The 22,829-nt window shown below is 71.1% G+C and carries 1 protein-coding gene; it reads left to right on the forward strand.

The window, feature by feature from the left end:
- The first annotated feature begins 9 nt into the window (after positions 1 to 9).
- A complete protein-coding gene (locus V1227_RS11510; protein ID WP_329792503.1) occupies positions 10 to 22,815 on the forward strand; it encodes a glycosyltransferase in 22,806 nt (7,601 codons plus the stop codon).
- Positions 22,816 to 22,829 lie beyond the last annotated feature (14 nt).

The raw sequence follows: 22,829 nt of genomic DNA on the forward strand, positions 1-22,829 counted from the left end.
GCACCGCTCATGGCCAAGGGGAACGTCAATCCCAACCCGTCGCCGAACCCGGCGGCGAATCCGGCGGCGAACCCACCCCCTTCGGCGCCACCGACCAGCACCGGCACGGGCGGTGGTCCCACCGGCAACAGCGGCTACTCCATGAGCGACTCCTCGATGCAGGGGTTGCAGAACAAGGCGGGCGACCTCGGGTCCCGGCTGGCGAGCATCTCGAGCGGCCTGCGCGGCCTGAACTTCAGCGGTAACGCGCTCGGCCCCATCGGCCTGTTCGCGGTGCCCGCCCTCAACGCGTCCAACGACAACGCGATCGCGCAGGCGGACAGGGGCGCCAAGGCGTTCACCGACGTCCAGTCCGGTCTGAAGGCCACGCACCAGACGTCGACCACGACGGACACCAGCCAGGGCTCCAACTTCCGCTCGATCGACCCGAGCACCAACGCGAAGCCGCCACCCGGCGCCACCGCACCGCCTCCCGGCCTGAACACGTCGGGCGGCAAGGTCACCGGTCCGGAGTCGATCAAGGGAGGCGGGAACTTCACCCCGGGCCTCAACGCCCAGGGCGGTCCGAAGCACACCGGGCCGCAGGCCGTGAAGGGCGGCGGGAACTTCACGCCGGGCCTGAACGCGCAGGGCGGCCCGAAGGCGACCGGTCCCGACGCGATCAAGGGCGGCGGGGCCAACCCCGGCTCGAACCTGAACACGCAGGGCGGCGGCGGCAAGGTCAACCCCGCCCAAGGCCCCAAGGGCGGCGGCGCGGGCTTCACGCCCAGCCTCGGCCCCGCTCCGGGCGGCGGCAAGGTCGGGGACGTCCAGGGACCCAAGGGCGGCGGCGCCAACCCCGGCTCCACCCTGAACCCGCAAGGTGGCGGCGGCAAGGTCAGCCCCACCCAGGGTCCGAAGGGCGGAGCGGGCTTCACCCCCAGCCTCGGCCCGGCTCCGGCCGGCGGTGGCAAGGTCTCGCCGACGCAGGGTCCCAAGGGCGGTGCCGGTTTCACGCCCAGCCTCGGCCCCGCTCCGGCGAGTGGCGGCAAGGTCAACCCCACGCAGGGTCCCAAGGGCGGCGGCGCGGGCTTCACGCCCAGCCTCGGCCCCGCTCCGGCCGGCGGCAAGGTCAACCCGACCCAGGGCCCCAAGGGCGGCGCCGCCTCGTTCACACCGAGCCTCGGCAAGGCGCCGGGTGGTCCTGCGGCCGGTGCGCCGCCGGTCGTCGGTGGCACGCCCGGTGCTCCCGGCACCCCCGGTTCGAAGGGCGGCGGCGCGCCCGGTGGCGGCGGCAAGGTCGGCGGCGTTCCGACCGTGCCCGGCTCCGGTGCCACCCCCGGCGCCACGCCGGGTTCCACGCCCGGTCAGGTCGCCGGCACCAAGCCCAGCGCGACCCCGCCCGGCCCGCAGGGCGCCGTGCCCCCGCGCGGCGCGACGCCGCCCGCCATGTCGCCGGGGATGGCCCCGCCCATGGCGCCCGGCGCGACCCCCGGTGCGACCGGCGGCGAGCGCGGCGGCAGCAAGTTCGGCACGGGTCCCGGCAAGGGCGTCTTCGACGCGCCCAAGCCCGGAACGCCCGACAGCACCATCACGAAGGCGCCCCCGAGCTCCACCTCGACTCCCCCGCCGGCCCCGAAGCCGACGATCCCCGGCACGCCCGGTACGCCTGGTTCGCCCACCACCCCCGGCGGCACGCCCGGCGGGACCTCCGCGGGTTCGGGTGCGCCCAAGCCCGGCGGCGTTCCCGGTGCTGTGCCCGGCAGCACGACCCCGACGACGCCCGGTTCGCAGAGCGCCGTCGCGACCCCGCCCCAGAGCGCGGGCCCGCGCGGTGGCGCCGCTCCGGCCGTGACGCCCCCGCCCGCGGCGAGCCCCGGCATGGCCCCGCCCATGGCGCCGGGCGCGACCCCCGGTGCGACCGGCGGCGAGCGCGGCGGCAACAAGTTCGGTCCCGGCGGCGCGAAGGGCGTGTTCGACGCGCCCAAGGCTCCGACGCCCGACAACACCATCACGAAGGCCCCCGGCACGTCGCCCTCGACGCCGCCCCCGGCCCCGAAGCCGACCCCGCTCACCCCGCAGCCGAACACGAACGTGCCCCCGGCCGCCTCTGCTCCGACCGCGCCCCCGCAGTCGCGCCCCGGCACGCCGCCACCCGTCTCGACGCCACCGGTCTCTTCACCGAACACCGCACCCCCGGCCCAGACGCCCGCCGCGACCGCACCTCCGCAGTCGCGCCCCGGCACGCCGCCGCCGGTGTCGACGCCACCGGTGGCCACGCCGACGCCGACGCCGAACACGAACGTGCCACCTTCGCGCACGGACACCCCTCCGCCCGCGCAGACGCCACGCTCCGACACACCCCCGGCCCAGACGCGCCCGGCACCTCCCACCACCGTGCCCCCGGCCACCGTCCCGCCCGCCAACGCGCCGTCGCCGGCCCCGGCGACGAACGTGCCGCCCGCGAACACGCCGAACACCAACACCCCGCCTCCGCGCACGGACACCCCTCCGCCCGCACAGACGCCACGCTCCGACACACCCCCGGCCCAGACGCGCCCGGCACCTCCCACCACCGTGCCGCCCGCCACGGTGCCGCCGGTCAACGCACCGTCCCCGGCGCCGAACGTCACCGCGCCACCGGCGAACACGCCTCCGGCCGCCACGTCGCCGAACCCGGCGACGAACGTGCCGCCGGCCACCACGCCGTCCTCGCGGCCGGAGACCAACGCCCCGGCGGCGAGCACCCCGCCACCCAGGCCGGAGACCTCGGTCCCGCCTGCCCAGCCGAAGCCGGAACCCCAGGCGAACCCCCGTCCCGAGACCACCGCGCCCCCGGCCCAGACGAAGCCCACCCCGGACACGCCTGCCCAGACGCGCCCGGCTCCGCCCGTCGCCCCGCCGCCCGCGAACGTCCCGCCGGTCACCACGCCGACGCCCGCTCCGGCGGCGACCGTCCCGCCGGCGAACACGCCGAACACCAACACTCCGCCGGTGAACACGCCGGCCCCGGCGGCGAACACCCCGCCGGTCAACACTCCGAACACCACCACGCCGTCGCCCACCCCAGCGACGAACGTGCCCCCCACCACGCCCAACCCCGGCAACACGCCGAACCCCGGCGACTCGGCCGTCAAGACGCGTCCGGCGCCGCCGCCTCCCGGTTCCCCCTCGGCCACCCCCACCCCGGCGCCGAACACCACCGCCGACCCGAACCTGGTCGCGGTGCCGCCGGCCGTCCCGCCCTCGCGGAACCCGGCGAACAACCAGGGCCCGCGGTCCGGCAACAACACCGACAGCGACACCAACAGCGACAGCGAGTCGGTGTACGAGGACGCCGTCGACTTCCAGACGACCCAGCAGCGGGTGGACAGCTACCGCGCCGAAGACCCGACGAACGACTCCGGCTGGCAGCAGGACGAGAACGGCGGGCTCGCGTTCGGGCCCAACAAGCCGTCGGAGTTCGTCGGCATCAGGGTCGACGAGAACACCACGGTCGGCCTGACGCCGTACATGGTCAAGCAGTGGCTGGCGGACAACGGGATCAGGGTTCCGAAGGGGACCACCGTCGAATCGGCGATCCACCCCCTGCTCTACGACGCGAACCTGGGCGGCGGCAACCGCAAGCCCGAGATCTACGGCATCGACAACGCCGCCGACTTCCACAGCGAAATGATGGGCATCGCTGCGGAGCAAGACATCCAAGAGCAGCAGCACGTGCTCGACGCGGTGAACGACCTCGCCACGGACATCACGGGCAAGTACCCGCCGGACCAGTTCTCCTACGTCGGTCTGGGCCGCAGTCCCGCCGCCGTGGTCGCCGCGTTGCAGAACCAGGGCCACGACGCGGTGTCCATCCCGCTGTCGAACTTCCGGCCGTTGCCCTCGGACCCGAACTCGATCCTCATCCCCGCCTACAACGGCCCCGACGGCAAGCCCAAGACCGAGCCGCTGACCGACCAGCAGCAGGACATGCTCGACCAGCACTTCGACGAGTTCCTGGGTGACCTGCCACCCGGCAAGAACGTGCTGCTGATCGACTACACGCAGGGCGGGCTGTCGCTCGTGTCCGCGCAGTACCAGTTGCAGCAGCACCTGAACCAGAACGCCACGCCCGACGCTCCGCCTCCCCGCGTGCAGGCGTTCGCCATCCACGAGGCGACGAACCGCAACGACATCAACAAGACGATCAACGCCGCGGCGCTGCCGGGGTCGAGGTTCCAAGGCCTCTACGAGAGCTTCCTGGACGGCAGCGGCCGCCGGAACTCCCGCCAGGACTTCAGGAACAACATCGAGACCCACGAGATCCCGTTCCGGCACCCGCTCGGCGACGCGTTCCGCAAGGAAGCGTTCGACGAGTTCTCCGAGCACGGGTCTTACAAGATCCTCGAGCAGAACCCTGACACGTTCCAGCAGGACCGCCCGCACAGGAACAGCTCCATCGCGTCCAACTTCACGACCGCCTACGAGGTGCTGAAGGACGCCGTCGGGGAGGGCAGGCCCAAGCCGACGCCGGACACCGCGGACAACGGCAAGGGCAGCGGTTCTCGCGACGACGACGCGAAGGGCGGCACTCGCGGCGCGCCTCCGTCCTCGTCGACCGGCACCCCCGACACGAACACCGACGGGAAGTCGAGCACCGACACCGACACGGCCTCGAACACCAACGCCCCCAACCAGAACTCGCCCCAGAACACCGACGGCGACAACCGCCCGACGCCCACCAGGGACGCGCCGGCGACCTCGCCCGCTCCCCCCGCGTCGGTCCCGCCGCCTCCCGCTCCCCCGGCACCGCCTGCTCCGAGCTCGAACACGAAGCCGGACGGCACTCGCAAGGACGTGCCGAAGGTCGGTGCGCCGCCGGCGTCATCGCCGCCGGCGATGACGCCGCCGACGCCGGAGTCGCACCGGGGCAAGGACGTCCTGAGCGACGAGTCGTGGCGGCACGACCCGGCGAAGACCGCGGACTGGTCGAACCCGGACAACCCGGCCGACCGCAGCACGTGGGTCGACCGCCGCAACGACACCGATGTCCGCACGGTCGATCTCGACGTGCGCGATGTGCGCACGGACAGCACGCCGTCGAAGATCAAGGCCTACAAGGGCCTCATCAACTACGACCTGCGGCGCATCGAGACCAGCCCCGGCAAGTTCGTGCAGGAATACACCGTCAAGGTGCACCTGGAACCCACCGGCAAGACCACGCCGGACGAGCTCGCGCAGATCAGGGACAACGCCAGCAACGGCGTCAACACCCTGCTCAACCAGGGCTTCCGGCTGCCCAGCGGCGACCAGTTCCACGTCAACCTGGAGTTCACCGACAACAAGGCCGACGCCCACACCACGGTCAAGGTCGACCCGAAGAACCCCAACGTCGACCAGGACCACTGGAACCCCGACACCAGCCCCGAGGTGCTGGCCCACGAAACCCTGCACTACCTCGGCGTTCCCGACGAGTACAAGGACACGACCCGAGTTCTGCAGCAGCACGAGACGAACTCCGGCGTTCACCAGAACGACGACGGTCTGATGGGCTCCAGCGCCCACCTGCCGGACCCCGGCATCCGGCCCCGCCACCTCTGGCTGATCGAACGCACCGCCAACAGCCAGGTCATGGTGCCCGACACCACCATCGACCCGCCCGGCCCCGCCACCGTGCCGCCGCCCGCGGGCTGGACGCCCAAGCCACCGACGAACGACGGCCCGGTGTCCACGCCCGGCACCGACGGCGTCGACTCGGACCCGAGCCCCGACGCCGACCTCCCGACCAGGCCGGCGACCATGCCCGGCAGGTTCTTCGACTCGGATTCCGACTCGAACAGCGACATCGATGTTGCCGTCCGTCCGAACCAGACGCACCTGCCGAACCTGGACCGCGTCGGTCTGGTCGAGTCGGTGCTGCGCAGTGCGGCGTTCCAGAACGCGCCGGTCCCGAACGCGTCCCCGCTGGTCGGCTCCAACGACGTGCGGTCCACTGTGGACACCGTGCTGAACGACGTCCGGCAGAACCCGCAGAACCACAACCACCCCGGCCTGACCCCGCCCGCCCTGGCGACCTGGGTGGCGAACCAGGTCAGCCCGGACGCGCTGGCGAAGTTCCACCCCGACCTGGAACCGAACACCCCCGGTCTCACCCCCGACGCCAAGACCCAGCAGTGGCGGGCGAACCTCGCCGACGACCTGGCGAACGGGTCGTCGAGGCGCTGGGACGTCGTGAACGCCGGCCCCAAGGCCGCCGGCACGAACCCCGGCAACGTCGAGGTGATCAACCACCTGACCCAGCAGCTGAACGCGAACGGCGCGTTGCCGTCGCCTGCCGACCTGGTGGCGAAAGCGCTGGAAACGCCGTCGTGGGCCGACTCCCACGTCGGCTCGCACCTGCCGGACTCGATCGCGCAGGCGTTGGACGTGCAGCTCGTCGTCGACGACAACGGCGTGCAGACCGTCCACGGCCCGGACGGCGCGACGCAGGTGCAGATCAGCTCGCAGAACGGCACCTTCGGCGCGCTCGGTGCCCCGTCGGTCCAGGAAGTCCGCGCCGGCATGGAGGCGTGGCTCGCGGGCAAGTCCTCGGCGGAGGTCAACCAGACCATCGCCGACCTCTACAAGGGCCGCCAGGACGAGGGCCTCTACCAGGCCGCGCAGAAGGTCCAGCTCGTCAAGCGCGCGGCCGCGCACCCCGGCGGCCCGCAGGCGTTCGTGAACGCCCTGCGCGAACGCGCCTCGACCCTCGAGAACCGCATCGCCGAGGTCAGGTCCCAGGCACCCCGCCGCAGGTCCAGCCTGTGGAGGAACCCGCAGCACGACGCTAAGCGGGCGCAGATCGACGCGCAGGTCAAAACCCTCACCGACCTCCTCGACAGCACCAACAGCCAGATCGAGACCCTGGCCGCCCAGGGCCCGGGGCTCGGCACGACCCACCTCATCGACAAGTTCGTCGCGGGACCGAACGCGGACAAGCTGGAGCACCTCCCGGCGGACGTGCTGCCCCGCCTCGACGACCAGCTGACCGCGCAGATCACGGCGGCCGAGAACGCCGGGTTCGACGCCTCGGACCTGAAGAAGCTGCAGGAGCGGGTGCGCAACGAGGCCGACGTCCGCACCGTGCTCAACCACGCTTCGACGCGTGGTCTGGACGGACTGACCTCCCAGGTGGACGACGCCAGGGAGGCGTTGCAGAACTACCGCGCCGGCAAAGCGACGAACACGGGTTTCCAGGGCTTCCTGAACCAGATGCTCGGCCAGGAGGTCGACACCTCCGTCGACTTCGACCAGAAGATCGCCCAAGCCGAAACCCTGGTGCAGCAGGCAGAACGCAACCTTGCGCTCACGAACGATCCCGACTACAGCAACCGCTTCGACAAGGCCGCGGAGAAGTACGCGAAGCTGCAGGCAGCAATGCAGCGCCTGGAGCAGCTCAACGCCGAGATCGACGCGCGTGCGGAGCGCCTGCGCGATCTCGAGGCCAGGACTCGCGAATTCAACGCACGCCAACTCGCCCGCGCTCTCGAAGAGCACCGCACGCAGCGGGACACCGCAAGCATCTACAGCACTCCCGGTTTCGACACGCAGTCGGATGTCGACGCACAGTCCGACGCTGACGCACGGTCCGACGCCGACGCGCAGTCGGACGTCGATGCGCGGCCGGACAGCCGCGTGCTGACCCCGCGGCACGAGCACGCCGCGTTCCGGGCGTCGCTGTACGGGAAGTCGCAGGCCGAACTCGCCGAACTGGCCGAGCAGCACAGCACCCACCCGGACCGCTCGTTCGAGATCGAGCAGATGGCCCGCTACCAGGAAATCGCCCACAAGCAAGGCGGCCTGCAGCAGCACCTGCGGGACCTGCAGAACGAAATCCGCCAGACCCGCGAAGACGTCCGGGACCTCAGGCGAACCACCGACGCCCTGCCGGACGTGTTCAAAACCGAACTCATGCGCACGGACCAGGCGCAACGCTGGGCAGAACAGCAACGCCTCATCGACCACGCCCGCGGGCTCGACCAGGAACTCATGCGGCTGCAGTACGACCGCACCGACGCCCTGACCACCTACGCGCTCACCCTGCCCACCGACACCACCGCACCCGAGTGGCAGACGGTGACACCGGTCGACGCCGAAATCATCGAAAACCGCGTCACCGACCTCATCCGCGACGCGCGCATCGGCGGCCTCCCGACTCCGGAACTCGACCGCCTCTACGACCAGATCCGGGAAATCCGGATGATGGAAACGCCGTCGCCGTCCCGACACGAGACGCCGGTCCCGTCTCGACCCGAAACGCCGACGGCCGACGTGGACGACTCGGCATCGATCCACTCCGACGACAGCACGTCCACCGACTCGGACACCGACGCGCCGGACCACGACACCGCCCCGCCGGCCGGAGCACGGCAAGAGCAGGTCGCCCCGGCGGCCGAGCCGGGACCGTTCATGCAGGACCCGTCGTCCCGGTCCGCGGGCCCGGACATGGACCTCGTCGTCCCCGGTGGCTTCGGTCCCGTCCACGAGGGCACACCGCAGCGGTCGTTCGAGGCGTCGCTGTACGGCCTGGACACCGCGGCGCTGCGGAACCTGCAGCAGACGTACGGCCGTGACGCCGCACGCTCGGCGGCGATCGAGCACATGATCGAGGTCTCCCGGCAGGCGGGCCCGCCCGCGGTCCACGACCAGCGCACGCGGATCGCCGAGCAGCGCCTCGACGAGATGAAGACGGCCCGCGACCGGTGGAACGCCTCGGACATCGTGCCCGACCGCCTCAAGACCCAGGCGATGCTCGACGAGCAGGCGAACCGGCGGGCGGCCGCGGACCGCCAGGTCGAGTACTACCAGCAGCGGGTCGACCAGCTCACGAACAACCGCGACGCGGCTCTCACCACGCACGCGCTGCAGCTGCCGGCCGACGTGAACGCGCCCGCCTGGCGGCAGTTCGGCGACGCCGACCTCGCGGCCGTGCGGAGCCACGTCGACCAGCAGATCCGGGACGCGCAGGCGGGTGGGCACAACACCGCCCACCTCGAGGCTTTCCTCGACTTCACCAACGAGCTGCAGGAGACGCGTCAGAACGAGGACGCGGACACCCGTCCCGCGCCGGAACCGGAGACCCGTCCCGCGCCGCCCAAGCCGACGCCCAACCCCGTCATCCCGATGACGACGATGGCGCCGCAGCCGGTCGGCCAGCTCCCGGACACGAACCTGCCGAGCTTCTTCCAGGACAACAAGGCGCTCGGCTCGATCGTGCCGACCGACGTGCGCGGCGCGGACGCGGTCGTGCGGGAGATCAACGGGCTGCGGCCCGACGACGCCGCCCGCATCAAGAACGCGATCGAGAACGACTTCGAGACGTTCCTCGGCGATGGACGCAACTTCCAGGTGAAGATCGGCAACGCCTGGTTCGAGGCGAACGTCCGCGCCGAGATGCACGCGGACGGGAGCAGCACCACCGACGCCGCGAACACGAAGGTCGACAAGAACTACCAGGCCGCCGCCGCGTCCACGACGACGAACAGCATCTCGACGTCCAACGACGTCGGCGGTGCGGTGACGGCCGGCGTGGCGATGGGCCCGTACGGCTCGCTGGGTGGCAAGGCCGCGCTCGCGACGCCCGCGGTGTCGCAGGCCACCAGCACCTCCATCACCGAGCAGCGTGCGATCAAGGGATCGGACTCCGGGTCCAAGAAGATCACCGTGCCGGTCTCGTACGAGATCACGCTGTACGACGCGTCGGGCAACCCCTCGCTGTTCTCGACGCTCAGCACCGGTCCCGACGTGACGCTGCAGGTCCCGACGGACCTCACCACGATCGTCGACTCCGGCAAGTCCTCCGCGGCGGTCACGCCGCCCGACGCGGCGTGGGGCCTCAAGGCCGAGAACGCCGTGCCGGAAGCCGTGGTGGTCAAGGACTCCGGGAAGCTGTTCAACGACGTCGCGGAGAACCTGCACCCGTCGATCACCAAGATCGGTTCGCCGGGCCGCGAGGCCCTGCAGAACTTCCTGAGCCCGACCTCCATCCGCAACAACCTGCCCGCGATGCTCGGCGGCTTCGTCACCTCGCCGGACCTGATCAGCCCGCACGCCAGCAAGGGCGCCGCGGTGCAGATGAAGGCGACGCTCAAGGACGCGAAGCTCGTCGGCACGCACGCCGACGCGGCGCTGGACCTCAAGGACACCTTCTCCTGGGGCAGCAGTGTGTCCGCGTCCAGCAAGACCGGGTTCGACGTCACCGCGGGCTTCGGGGGCAACATCGGTGTCCCTGGCAAGGTCGGCGGCACCGTCGGCGCGACCGGCGGGTACTCCGCGCGCACCGCGGAGGGCGTCAACGCCGGGACGAGCTCCAGCCGCAAGTCCGGCATCGGGGTCAAGGCCGAGACCGGCCTGTACGAGGTCACCGCCGAGGTCGAGGTCCAGGGACCCGCGGGCAAGCCCGTGACCATGGAGATCACGACCCACATGCGCATGGGTGTGGGCGAGGCCGGTGCGGTGGGCCTGCCGACTCCGGTCGGGACCCGCAACTCCACGACCGACCCGGCGACCGCGGACACCAGGTTCCTGCCGCCCTACGTCGCCGACACGCTCGCCGCCGGCAACGCCAAGGTGGGCGAGTTCGTGCCCGCGACGCAGGTGCAGCACCAGGTCGAGACGAAGCTGCGCGAGCTGCCCGGGTTCGAGAAGTTCCTGCCGAAGTGGACCAACCCGGACGCGAACCCCCGCTCCGGCAAGGGCCAGGGTTTCGGTGACGTGGCCGTCCAGCTCGCGAACCAGCGCAAGCTGGACGCGAACCTGTCCCCGGCCGCGCTGAAGGCGAACATGGACAGCCTGCTCGGTCCGGGCGTCCAGGTGCAGCTGAAGAACTCCGGCAAGACGACGAACACGTACGTCAACGTCACGGTCAAGGCGAAGCTGACCAACCCGAAGCACCTCGGCAAGGCCGAGGGGCGCCCGGTCAGCGACTCCACCACGAGCGGTCCGAAGCTCGACGCGAACACCAGCACCACCAAGGGCTGGACCGGTGGCATCACCGGCAGGGCGAACATCCCGGTGAAGACCGGCGTCGCCTCGCTGACCCCGATGCCGCAGGCCGGTGTGTCCTACAGCCACTCGTGGACGGACAAGACCTCGGCCGGACCGGCCGTGAGCGCCACCTCGTCGAACCCCGGCAGCCCGGACGCGCAGGTGTTCCAGGGCGACGTGGAGTTCGAGGTGGAGATCACCACGTTCACGCGGCCCCGGACGTGGGTCCGCACCGTCGTGCCCGGCGCGCCCGGCCGGCACGCACCGGACGTGAAGACCGTCGCCAAGACCGGCGCCGGCCTGGACAAGATCGACGGCAAGGTCAACCTGTGGGTGTCGGACTCCTCGACGCTCAAGGACGACCCCGGTGACGGTTTCAAGCCGGGTGACCCGTCGGCCACGCCGCTCGAGAACTCCCCGACCGTCAAGGACCTGCTGAACCCGGCACAGGCCCGCCCGAAGTCGCCGGAGTTCCTCCACGTGGAGGCCGTCGCCAACACGACGGAGCTGCGGGACCAGGCGATCGACGCGCTCAACCGCGCGGCCAAGGGCGACTCGGCGCTCACCACGCCGGGCACGGCGTCACGGGCGCAGATCGACAAGATGTTCGCCCCGGAGAACATCAAGGCGAACCTGCAGCGGCTCATCGAGACCGGCGTGCAGGAGCAGGGCCTCAAGTACGACCGCCGCGTCGCGGACCGCTCCGGTGCGATCGGCATGTCGGTCAAGCTCGGTGGGGCGAAGCTGGTGTCCATCTCGGACGCCACCGGCACCGACAACTCGGTCAGCGGTGGTTACAAGGCCGGTGGGTCGTCCACGACCAGCCGGTCGGTCGACCTCGTCGCCGGCATCAACGTCCCGGTGCGTCCCAACGTCACCCCGCCGCCCGCCGGCCAGCCGTCGAACCCCAGCGGGTCCGGCGGTGTCGCGGTCACCGGCAAGTGGACGCCGTGGTCGGACAACAAGACCACGTCGAACGAGATCGGCGGCAACGTCGACCGCGGCCGGACCACACCGGACGACGCCCGGACCGTGCTGGTCCAGGTCGACGCCGAGTTCACGATCGTCGGGGAGAGCCGCGCCGAGAACTTCGTGCACGGCGGCACGCCGAACGCCGAGGGCGTGAAGGTGAACCTGCCGAAGTCGGTCTTCGTGCGGGTCTCCGAGGACGTCGCACGGGAGATGGGCGTGCTGCCGAGGGTGGCGCCGAACGTCCCCAAGCCCGACTTCCCGAAGATGGCCCCACCGTCGACGGTGGCACCGGGCGAGCCCGGCGCGCTCGGGCTGTCCAACGTGGAGAAGGTCCCGGACCTCTCGGCGGCGGTCAACGAGCTCACGACGAAGCTGTCCACGAACACCAAGAAGTTCGGCAGCGACGCGCTGATCCCGGACTCCGTGCTCAAGGACTCGATGAGCAACCTGCAGCGCATCGTCGACCTCAACTCGCCGTCGAGCGTCAAGGCGATGATCGACAGCGCTCTGGACGGCGGCGTGCCGCTGCTGGTCCACCAGCCCGGCACGTTCGGCAAGGACTCCTACCAGGTCACGCTGCGGGCGAAGACGGGCGAGCCGAAGTTCGACCAGGTCGTCAACGACGGCGTCGACATGTCCCACAACGACGGCGGTTCCCGCAAGGAGAGCGACGGCAAGGGCCGCGGCACCGGCTGGGGCCTCGGCCTGCGGGCACCGGGCCTCGCCTCGCCGGGGAGCGCGAACCCGAACGTCTCCGGCACCGCGGGTCTCAGCGTGATCGCGAACGTCGGCTCCGCCCAGAGCAGCTCGGTGACGGCCTCGACCAGCACGGCGTTCGGCCACAACCGCACGGCGAGCGGTCCGGCGGCGCGCTACAACGTGCCGGTCGAGTTCGAGCTCGTCGTGGAGAAGGGCGACAAGGAGGTCGCGAAGGTCCGCAGCGCCGAGCAGGACATGGTCGTCCGCACGCACGCGGACAACCAGAAGGTCTCGGAGCCGACGACCGGTCGCGGCACCCCGCAGCCCTACATGTCGGCGGCGAGCAGGCGCGGCAGCGAGTTCGGCACGCCGGAGGCGACCTACGCCTTCCAGCAGGACAGCCGGGCCACCCAGCTGTCGGCGACCGCGTCGGTGGAGAACCTGCGCGGCGCGGGCGACCTGCGCAACGCCGCCGTGAAAGCGATGACGGAGGCCGGCGCGGGCAAGGGCCTCACCGGCAAGGGCACGGGCTCGCTCAACAGCCTGCTCTCGACGCTCAGCCCGGAGAACCTGCAGCCGCACCTGCCCGCGATGCTGTCCGGCCCGCTCGACGTGCCGGGTCTCAAGGAGGCGGCGCTGACGTTCGGCCAGGACGCCGACGTCAAGGTCTACGCGAAGCTCGTGAACCCGCAGCTGGGCTCGCTCAGCGACGGCGTCAAGATCGAGACCCCGCTGACCACGAAGACGACCGACGTCTCCAGCGAGGCCAAGGTCGCCGACACCTCCGACGTGGCCGTGGGCCTCGCCCAGGGCAGCGCGGCGGTCAAGCAGGGCGACCCGAGGGACACCGTCAACGTCGGCACCGGCGGCGTCGAGCTGAAGCACGCCAACGAGGACTCGTCCGCGGTCTCCGGCGGCCCGGCGCAGGCCCAGGGCGGCAGCGTCAAGCCCAAGGACCCGTCGCGCACCGGTCTCGTGCAGTTCGACGTCGAGTACCGCGTGGTCGCGACGATCGGCGGCAAGACCGGCGTCGTCGACCTGACGGTGCCCGGCTCGGCCGGCGTGCGCATGCCCGCCACCGAGGTCGAGACGATGCTGAACCAGACCTTCAGCGACTCGTTGAAGGACGCCCAGACCGAGGTCAAGAAGACGGCCGACGACTGGCGCGAGGCGGAGAAGAAGGTCGACGAGGCCCGGCACGAGGCCCAGGAGGTCATCAACTCCGCGGCCGCCGTGCTGGCGAGGACCGACCAGCCGCTGGGTGACGCCGCGACGAAGCTGAACACGGCGATCGAGAACCACGTCAACGCCGAGGCCGAGCTCCGGACGCGGCAGACGGCGTTCGACACCGCCGTGGCGGACGTCGCGCGGACCCGCGCGGCGATCCAGGACCTGACGCCGCGGATCTCGTCGCTCAGCCAGGACGCGCTCGCGACCAAGGACGCCCTGGACGACGCCCAGATCGGCGGAGCGCCGAAGGCCGAGCTGGACCGGCTCGGGCAGGAGGCCGACGCCGCGCACACCGCGTTGACCAACGCCCAGCAGCAGCTCACCGACGCCCACACGCAGCTCGACGTGCAACGCAAGACCGCCGTCGACGCCCGCGCGGAGCTCCAGGCGCAGCAGAAGGCCGTCGCCGACGCCGAAACGGCCCGCACGGACGCGGAGAAGGCCCACCAGGCGCTCACCGAGGAGCGGGCCGCGGCCGAGAACAAGATCAAGGACGCGGAGACCAAGCTCGACGACGCCCGCAGGGCCGCGGACGCCGAGCAGAAGAAGTGGTGGGACGCGAAGGCGGAGGCAGACCGCCAGGTCGACCTCTACAACGCGACCCCACCGCCCGCGACCCCGCCGCCCGCACCGCCGGCCCCGCCCGTGACACCCGGCGACGCGACCACGAACACGCCTGCCCGCGACGCGACCACGAACGCGCCACCTGCCGACGCGACTACGAGCACGCCTGCCCGCGACGCAGCCACCAACACCCCAGCCGGCAACGCGACCACGAACACGCCACCCGCCGACGCGACCACCAACACCCCACCCGCCGACGCGACCACCAACACCCCACCCGCCGACGCGACCACCAACACCCCACCCCGCGACACCACCAGCACCGCAGCGGACGTGAGCCAGCAGCCGCTGCCCTCGCTGCCCGCGGAGTCGTCCGTGGCGGAGAGCAGCCGTAGCGGCGCGGAGACCAACTCGCCCAGTCCTGCTCCGGAAACCACCAAGGCGCCGAAGAAGGTCCGCGGCGGTGGCGCGCCGCCGGCGATGACGCCGCCGACGCCGGAGTCGCACCGGGGCAAGGACGTCCTGAGCGACGAGTCCTGGCGCCACGACCCCGCCAGGACCGCGGACTGGTCCAACCCGGACAACCCGGCCGACCGCAGCACCTGGGCCCATCGCCGCAACGACACCGACGTCCGCACCGTCGACCTCGACGTCCGTGATGTGCGCACGGACAGCACGCCGTCGAAGATCAAGGCCTACAAGGGCCTCATCAACTACGACCTGCGGCGCATCGAGACCAGCCCCGGCAAGTTCGTGCAGGAATACACCGTCAAGGTCCACCTCGAACCCACCGGCAAGGTCACTGCCGACCAGCTCGCGCAGATCAGGGACAACGCCACCAACGGCGTCAACACCCTGCTCAACCAGGGCTTCCGCCTGCCCAGCGGCGACCAGTTCCACCTCAACCTGGAGTTCACCGACAACAAGGCCGACGCCCACACCACCGTCAAGGTCGACCCGAACGACCCGAAGGTCAACCAGGACCACTGGAACCCCGACACCAGCCCCGAGGTCCTGGCCCACGAAACCCTGCACTACCTCGGCGTTCCCGACGAATACAAGGACACCACCCGAGTCCTGCAACAACACGAGACGAACTCCGGCGTCCACGACAACGACGGCGGTCTCATGGACAACGCCGCGCACCTGCCCGACCCCGGCATCCGGCCCCGCCACCTCTGGCTGATCGAACGCACCGCCAACAGCCAGGTCATGGTGCCCGACACCACGATCAACCCGCCCGGCCCCGCCACCGTGCCGCCGCCCGCGGTGACCACGCCCTCGTCCGGCGCTGCACCGCACGGCGTTCCCGCACCCGGCCCGAACGCCGCTCCCGGCACCGGTGCCGTCCCTCCGTCGTCGCCGGAACCGGCCGCGGTGACACCCTCCACCCGGCTCCGCTCGGCCTCCTGGCCGCTGCCCCGCACGCACCAGGCCGCCCAGCAGTTCCAGGCGCGGCCTGCTCCCGAGGGACACAGGCGGGAGTCCGTCAAGAGCAGGCGCGAGTCCACCAAGAGCAGGCGCGAGTCCATCAAGAAGCTGTTCACCGTCGACGTTCCGGGGATGTTCAGGAGGGAGTCGCAGGCGTCGGTGCCGTTCACGGCTCCTGCCGCGGCCGTGACGCTCACCTCGTCCGACCCGTGGGTCGGCTTGCTGCACGCCCAGGCCGATCCGTCCACTGTGGATGTCGACGTCCTGAAGGACCACGTCGCCCAGGCGGTCGCCGAGGGCAAGCCCGGCAAGGCCCGCATCCTGATCAACCGCCTGCGGGGATCGGACAAGCAGGCCGAAGTGCAGCAGCACTACGACGACGCCGTTGCCGCGCGGGGCGACGAGGGTGCCGTCGAGGTTCCGAAGGAGCTGCACTTCGCCTGGTTCGGCACCACACCGAACGAGGCCGCCGTGCAGACCCTGCTGCGGTGGGCCGCGAAGGTTCGCGAGAACAACGAGAACTCGACCAGTCCCGGCCAGAACTGGAAGGCGACGCTCTGGACCGACGCTTCGTCGGCCGGTTGGGCCCCTGAGGTCAAGCAGCAACTCGCGGACGCGGGCATCGACATCCAGCCCGACATCGACTCCCTGGTGCACGACCTCTCGACCGACGTGCAGAGCCGCACGGACACCCGGACGACGATCGACGACGTCTACTCCGCCGCCAAGGACCCGAATGCCAAGGCGTACAACCTCCAGTCCGACATCGCGCGGTACGCGGTGCTGGCCAAGCGCGGCGGTGTGTACGTCGACGTCGACATCCGCCCCGGCGCGGTGTCGCTGATCGAGGTCGGCGACCTCAAGATGCAGCCGACGGACGTGCCGCTGATGGCGCCGCGACTGCGGGACCAGCACAGCGTCGACAACGCGTTGGCAGGACTGGAGGACGTCGCGCCGGGCGCCGCTCTCAGCACGGCCGCCGAGATCCAGTACGACAAGGGCGAGCTGAACAACAACTTCATCGTCGCGCCGCCGGGCAACGACTTCATCCACGCCCTCACCGACGTCATCCCGAAGAAGTTCGAAGGCCTGCAGAGCTACGGCATGTCGCAGGAGGCTTTCAGCAAGGCGCTCAAGAAGCAGGCGCCGGACATCTCCGGGCCGAACGTCCTGGTGGACGGTGGTCTCACGCCGACGACCGGCCTCATCGGCCAGTTCACGATGCAGCCGGAGAACCACGGCCTGCGGGTCGAGACGAACTACCTGCCGGAGCCGGTGCCCCTCGTCGACAAGCGGGACTACAGCGCCCTGTTCGACCCGAAGGTCAAGAACAGCTGGTCGGGGCTCGAGTGGGTGACGACCGAGAGCGAGGCCCAGATCGACACCGGGTCGTCGCAAGCGTCGCTGCGGGCCGCGAACATCCCGAACGCCGACGTGACCGCTGCCGCCACCGCTCGTGCGGAAACGACCCCGGACGTGCACGTCCGGTCACGGAGTCCCCTCGTCCCGAACGATGCGGCGACGCCGGTCACGACTCCCGCCGACGTGCCAGCTGACGTCACAGCTGCCGCCGACGTCACAGCTGACGTCACAGCTGACGTAGCAGCCGACACGGAGCCGGCCCACGGCACGACAGCACGAGGGCAGCACGACAACCCCACGCGGCACGAGCTCACCGAGCAGATCGCGGCGATGGGACTCGACGCACGGCATGCCACGTCGACGTTCGACGACCTCAGCGCCCTGGGATCGGTGGAGAACCACGTCGCGGACGTGCTGTCCTCCCCCGGTGTGCAGGGCCCGGTGAACCGGATCCTGTCGGCCTCGGGCTCGTTGAGCCCGGAGCACGCCGGGCGGGTTCGTGACCTGGTCACCGACCTGCTCGTGACCACGAGCGCCGTACCCGTGCGGCATCGCCGCGTCGGCGACATCACGAAGCTGAACCTCGGTCACGTCCACGACTGGCAGACCGCGCGGCCGTTGCCGCCGGCGACGCTTGAGCACGTTCTGGACGAAATCGCGGCCGACGTCGAGGCCGGCCGTGTGCCGCTGTCGGATCTGCCGCACAACGCGGCGGACCCGCTGCCCCGCCGGCTGGCCGTGCTGGGGACGCTCAACCTCGCACCGCACGCGCGGGCCGGGCTGCTGGCGCACCCGCCCTTCACGGCGCTGCTCGATTCACCCCACCTCGCCGACGCGCTGTTCGCCGGCAAGGGACTGGACGAGCAGCGGTTCCTGAACACCTGCGAGTCGGCCGCGGTCCACACAGGACTGCGGAGTGTGTTGCCCACGGTCATCGCACAGGTGCACGCGGGTCGCGCGGTCGCGGACAGCGCGGAGTGGGCACTGCTGAGCGCCCTGGAGAACAGCCCCGAGCTGCTGGCGCGCAAGGACCGCCCCGGCGGGCGCACCGTCGAACAGCTCGTGCGGGACCGGATCGCCGAGGCACGCGAGACGTTCGACCGGCTGGAGCAGCAGTCGAGCACCGACGCACCGGACTGGGCCGCCATGAGCGACGACTGGGGGCGGGTGATGCAGAAGCTCGCCGCCGTCTCCGACCCGAGCGAGGGCGTCGACTCCATCCCGGTGCTCAGCCGCAAGGCCATCCGCGGAGCATGGGCGGCCAGCGCGGTCCTGTCGCTGCCGTTGGGAGTCGACCGGCCGGGCCGGCGGGGCATCGGTGTGAACGAGGACTACCGGTTGCTCGCCGAACAGGTCCTCGCGGATCCCACTCCGTCAGGCAGGACCAAGCCGCTCGCGGACATCGTGGACGACAGGTTCTGGTCGCGGGTGCACCATGCCGGCGTGCTGCCCGTCGCACTGGAGGGGCGGTTCACCGCGCACGCGCTGTCCGTGCAGGCGGTCCGCCACGAGGGTGTGGAGGTCTACCTCGTCGGCGACCCGAAGAAGAAGCACTTCGACATGCTCACGCAGTCCGAATTCGCCGCATGGGCCGCCCGCAGCAACGCCGAGGCGGCACTTCCGCTCCAGACCACGGTGATCACGGGCCCCGCGAACGTCCAGCCCGCGGCGCCGGGTGGACCGGCGCACCCGCCGACGGGGCCCACCCCTCCCGAGCCACCGACCGGGTCCGGCCCTCCCGTGTGGTCGACGACGAACTGGACACCACCGGAAACGCCGGCTCCCGACACCACCACCGCGAGCCGCCACGACGGCGCGGCCGAACAGCAGCGCGAGATCACCACGGCCGCCGCGGGCGACGGAGCCCGCCCGAAGCAGGGCCGCCCGGCGGACGTCCTCGACTGGGCGCGACGAATGCCGCTGGTCGACCTGGCCATGACCGATCCCGGCGCCAAGATCCGCCAGGGCCAGAGCACGCGCGAGCACACGCAGCGGGTGCTGGAGGTCCTCGGACGGCCTGCTCCGCGGTCGTTCCCCGGGATCGGCCGGATCCTGCCCAAGATCACCGCGGTGACCGCGCAGGGTCCCGAGGCCGCGACGAGGAACGACGCCGTCGCGCTGGCGTCCGTCGTGGACAACGTGGCCAGGGACATGGCGGAGGCGTTCAACGACCCGCTGTTGAAACCGGTGTTCGCACGCAAGATCATCGAGTCGCAGGCCGACCGGCTCCACTGGGACGGCGACGCGTCGTCCTCGTCGATGTCCCCGGAGGCCGTCCGCCTGGCCGGTGCGCTGGTCTCCGACGACCCGCTCACCTCGTTCATGCGGGGAGACGTCGAGCTGCCCGCCGTGGCCGCCAGGGTCGAGAGCCTCGCCCAGCGGGCCGGTCTGGACGCCCAGACGACCTTCGACCTCCTGCGCAGGCGCTACGAGGCGGAGATGCTCTCGTACACGATGTCCGAGATCCAGGCGGGGAGGCTCCGGCCGGACCGGAACGCCAACGGGTCGTTCGAGCTGGAGGCGCTGCCCGGCGAGATCGCGCCGAGCTACTTCCTCGACGTCGTCGAACTCCGCAAGACCGCCGCTTTGCAGCACTTCTTCAGCGGTCCCGGACGGGGCGAGCCGGAAGCACGCGAGTGGAACAACAAGGACCTGGTCCTCACCAAAACCGCGGCCCAACGCCTCGACGACCTGCGAGCCGTGCTGGCACCCACCCCGGCGACGGCTGCCGCGGAGGTGCCCGCGGCCGATGTCACCGCACCGGCGGCGGGACCCTGGACCCCACCGGCCGCGCTGCCGTTCACGGCGGCCGACCTCGCGGCGGGCAGGGACGGGCTGGCCTCGTCCGCGACCTCCACCTCGGTACCGCCGCCGGGCTCCGCTCAGGCAGGGTCGCTGACCCAGCGCCAGTACGAACACCTGCGCGACATCCGGACCGGCCGGTCCGAGGGCGACCAAGCGCTCGCCGCGGCAGCGGCACGCCGGGAGTCGGTCAAGCAGAACCTCGTCGAGAAGCTCTCGGTGCCGGACCTCGCCGCCGCGGAACAGGTGCTTGCAAAGGCCGAGGAGTGGTTCGCGACCGCGCCGATCACCATCTCGCTGAAGGGCGAGACCGTTTTCGGCACCGACCAGGGAGCGGCGGCGCTCACCCAGCCCGACGCGCGCTACCTGCCGGCCGCGGAGATCGGCCTGCGCGTCGTCGACCCGGCCGCGCTCGAAGCGCTGCGGTCGAAGAAGAGCAACGTGGACGCGCATCGTGCCGAGGCCGACCGGCTGGCGGACGAACTGCTGCAGAAGGCTCAGACGGAGGACTCGTTCCGGCCGAGCCCGGAGTTCAAAGCACTGCGGGCCGCGCACTACCACGCCAAGACCGTCCTGACGGCCAGCGAGCTCGACGCGGCCAGGACGCCGCGGCAGGTCCGCTACCTGGAGGGGTTGCTCGCCGAGGACCCGGACTTCGCCTTCTGGACGCTGTCCAACGAGGTCAACGTCGCTCGTGGTGACAACTACACGCGGTGGCGCCGGGAGAAGGACGACGCCGAGTCGGGCAGGCGCGGCTTCGGTCCGCACGAGGCCGCGGTGTTCGGCGCGGTGAACGTGAACTACGACCGGACGAAGGGCTTCGAAGGAACGGCCGGCTACGGCGACACCCACCTGCTGCTCGAACCGCACGTGCGCCAGCGGTCGTACTACACCTTTGGCACGAGGGGTCCTGCACGCAGCAACATCGTGGACCTGATGCACGACATGTTCGAGCAGAACCACACGGAGTACGTCAACGGCATCGTGCAGAACGCCCTGGGGTTGGAAGGAATGATCCCGCAGCGGAACCTGCTGCTGGAGACGCACGTGTACGGCGATGTCGTGTTCGGTCGCGACGTGGCGGAGGTGTCGGTTCCGCGCGCTGGGCTCGATCCGGCCGTGCGGGCGCGGATCGAGGCGTTCGCGGAGACCCACGGCATCGCCTTGGCCGAGTGGGACCCGGCCGCGTGGCCGGAGCAGAAGGCCGAGGTCGACGCCGCGGCGGTCGGCAGCGCGCTCGCCGCTCCACCGGCGGACCAGGACGCAACCGACGCCAGCCGTGCCGGTGGCGCGGGTGAGCGGACGACCTCGGGTCAGCCGGTCGCCGCGCCGCAGTTGCCGGAACCGGGCCTCGGCAGGCCGTTCGTCGAGGACCTCTTCGACGAGATCGACGCCAAGACGTCCGCCGCGCCACGTCCGGCAGACCTGCGGGACTCCGTGCGGTGGCGGGTTCCGGAGGACGCCGCGTCACTCACCCCGGACCGGCTCGAACAGGAGTTCGGCATCCCGAAGGTCAACCAGGAGCGGTTCCAGAACTTCGTCGACCGCTTCAACATCGTGCTGGACGTCCGTCCCACGAACCCGGACTCCGTTCGCTGGCTCCACGACGGCGCGATGCCGAAACCCAAGGACATCAAGGCGAAGACCATCAACCAGGCCGACGTGCTGCTCGGTGCCGACGCGGAGCACGTCGGGCTCGTCGGGTTCTTCCAGCCGGACCCCAACCCGGATCTCTCCGGCGTCGACCCGGCGATGCGGGACAAGGTCGCCAGGCGCTTCAACGAACGCGCCGCCGAGTTCGCCGAACTGATCGGCACGATGGAGAAGTACGAGCAGGAGGGCAAGTTCAAGGTCATCGACGGTGTCGTCCACGGGGCGAACTCGCGAGGCGACCTCGTCTGGGTGACCGGTGACGCCGACATGTACGGCATGTACGACACGGAGGGCAACCGGCTCCGCGAGGAAGACTACGAGGGCATGGTCTTCCTGCTGGTCAACCGCAACGTGGGGGTCCAGCACGGAGCACACCTGTACTGGGACCCGGTCACCGACTTCGACCGGAAGATCTTCGACACGATCGTCAACAAGCACGTGACCGAGGAACCGCTGGTGCGGTTCAGCCCAGGTCAGCCGGCGTCCCTCGTGCTCGCCGACCCGTTGCCACCGCGCGTCGACGCGGACAACCAGGCCGCGCCGGTCGAATCCGGAAGTTCCGAACGGCACGAGGTGGCGGAGGCTGCCCCGCCGAGCCGGCTCAGCCAGTACGAGGAACACGTCAGCAGCACGCGGCGGCACCTGCGGCACCTGGCGTTCGACGTGCTCAACCGGCCCGCTCCCCCGCCCGTCACCTCGGACGGCCTGTACGCGGCGGTCGGCGAAGTGGTGCGGCAGGACCCGGCGGCCCTGCGCGCACAGGTGCTGAACCACGCCGCCACGACCGCGGCGGTGAGCCAGGCGACCGCGGACTTCACCGCGTCCAGGCCGGTCCACACAGGACACCTGACCGGTGCGCTCGTCGAGAACGCCAACTGGAGGATGCACGCCGACGCGAACGAGAACGCCGGTGCGGGAAACGCGCGCGACCTGCTCGGCCACCTGATCGCGACCCGGCTGGGCACGACGTTGGTGGTCCACCGGGGCACGGGCGCGGCACCGCTGGTGCTGGCACCGATGGGTGACCACGCCGGAGTTCCCGTCGAGGTCGACATGGTGGTGGTCGACGGCCGCGTGACCTACCGGCCCCACCAGCCACTTCAGCGGGGCGTGTGAATGCATTAGCGTGA

The organism is Lentzea sp. DG1S-22 (assembly GCF_036321065.1).
GTDB lineage: Bacteria > Actinomycetota > Actinomycetes > Mycobacteriales > Pseudonocardiaceae > Lentzea > Lentzea jiangxiensis.

What these genes read in the sequence shown, in the direction of transcription:
- V1227_RS11510 (WP_329792503.1), top strand. Translation starts at nt 10, where the DNA reads ATGGCCAAGGGGAACGTCAATCCCAACCCGTCGCCGAACCCGGCGGCG.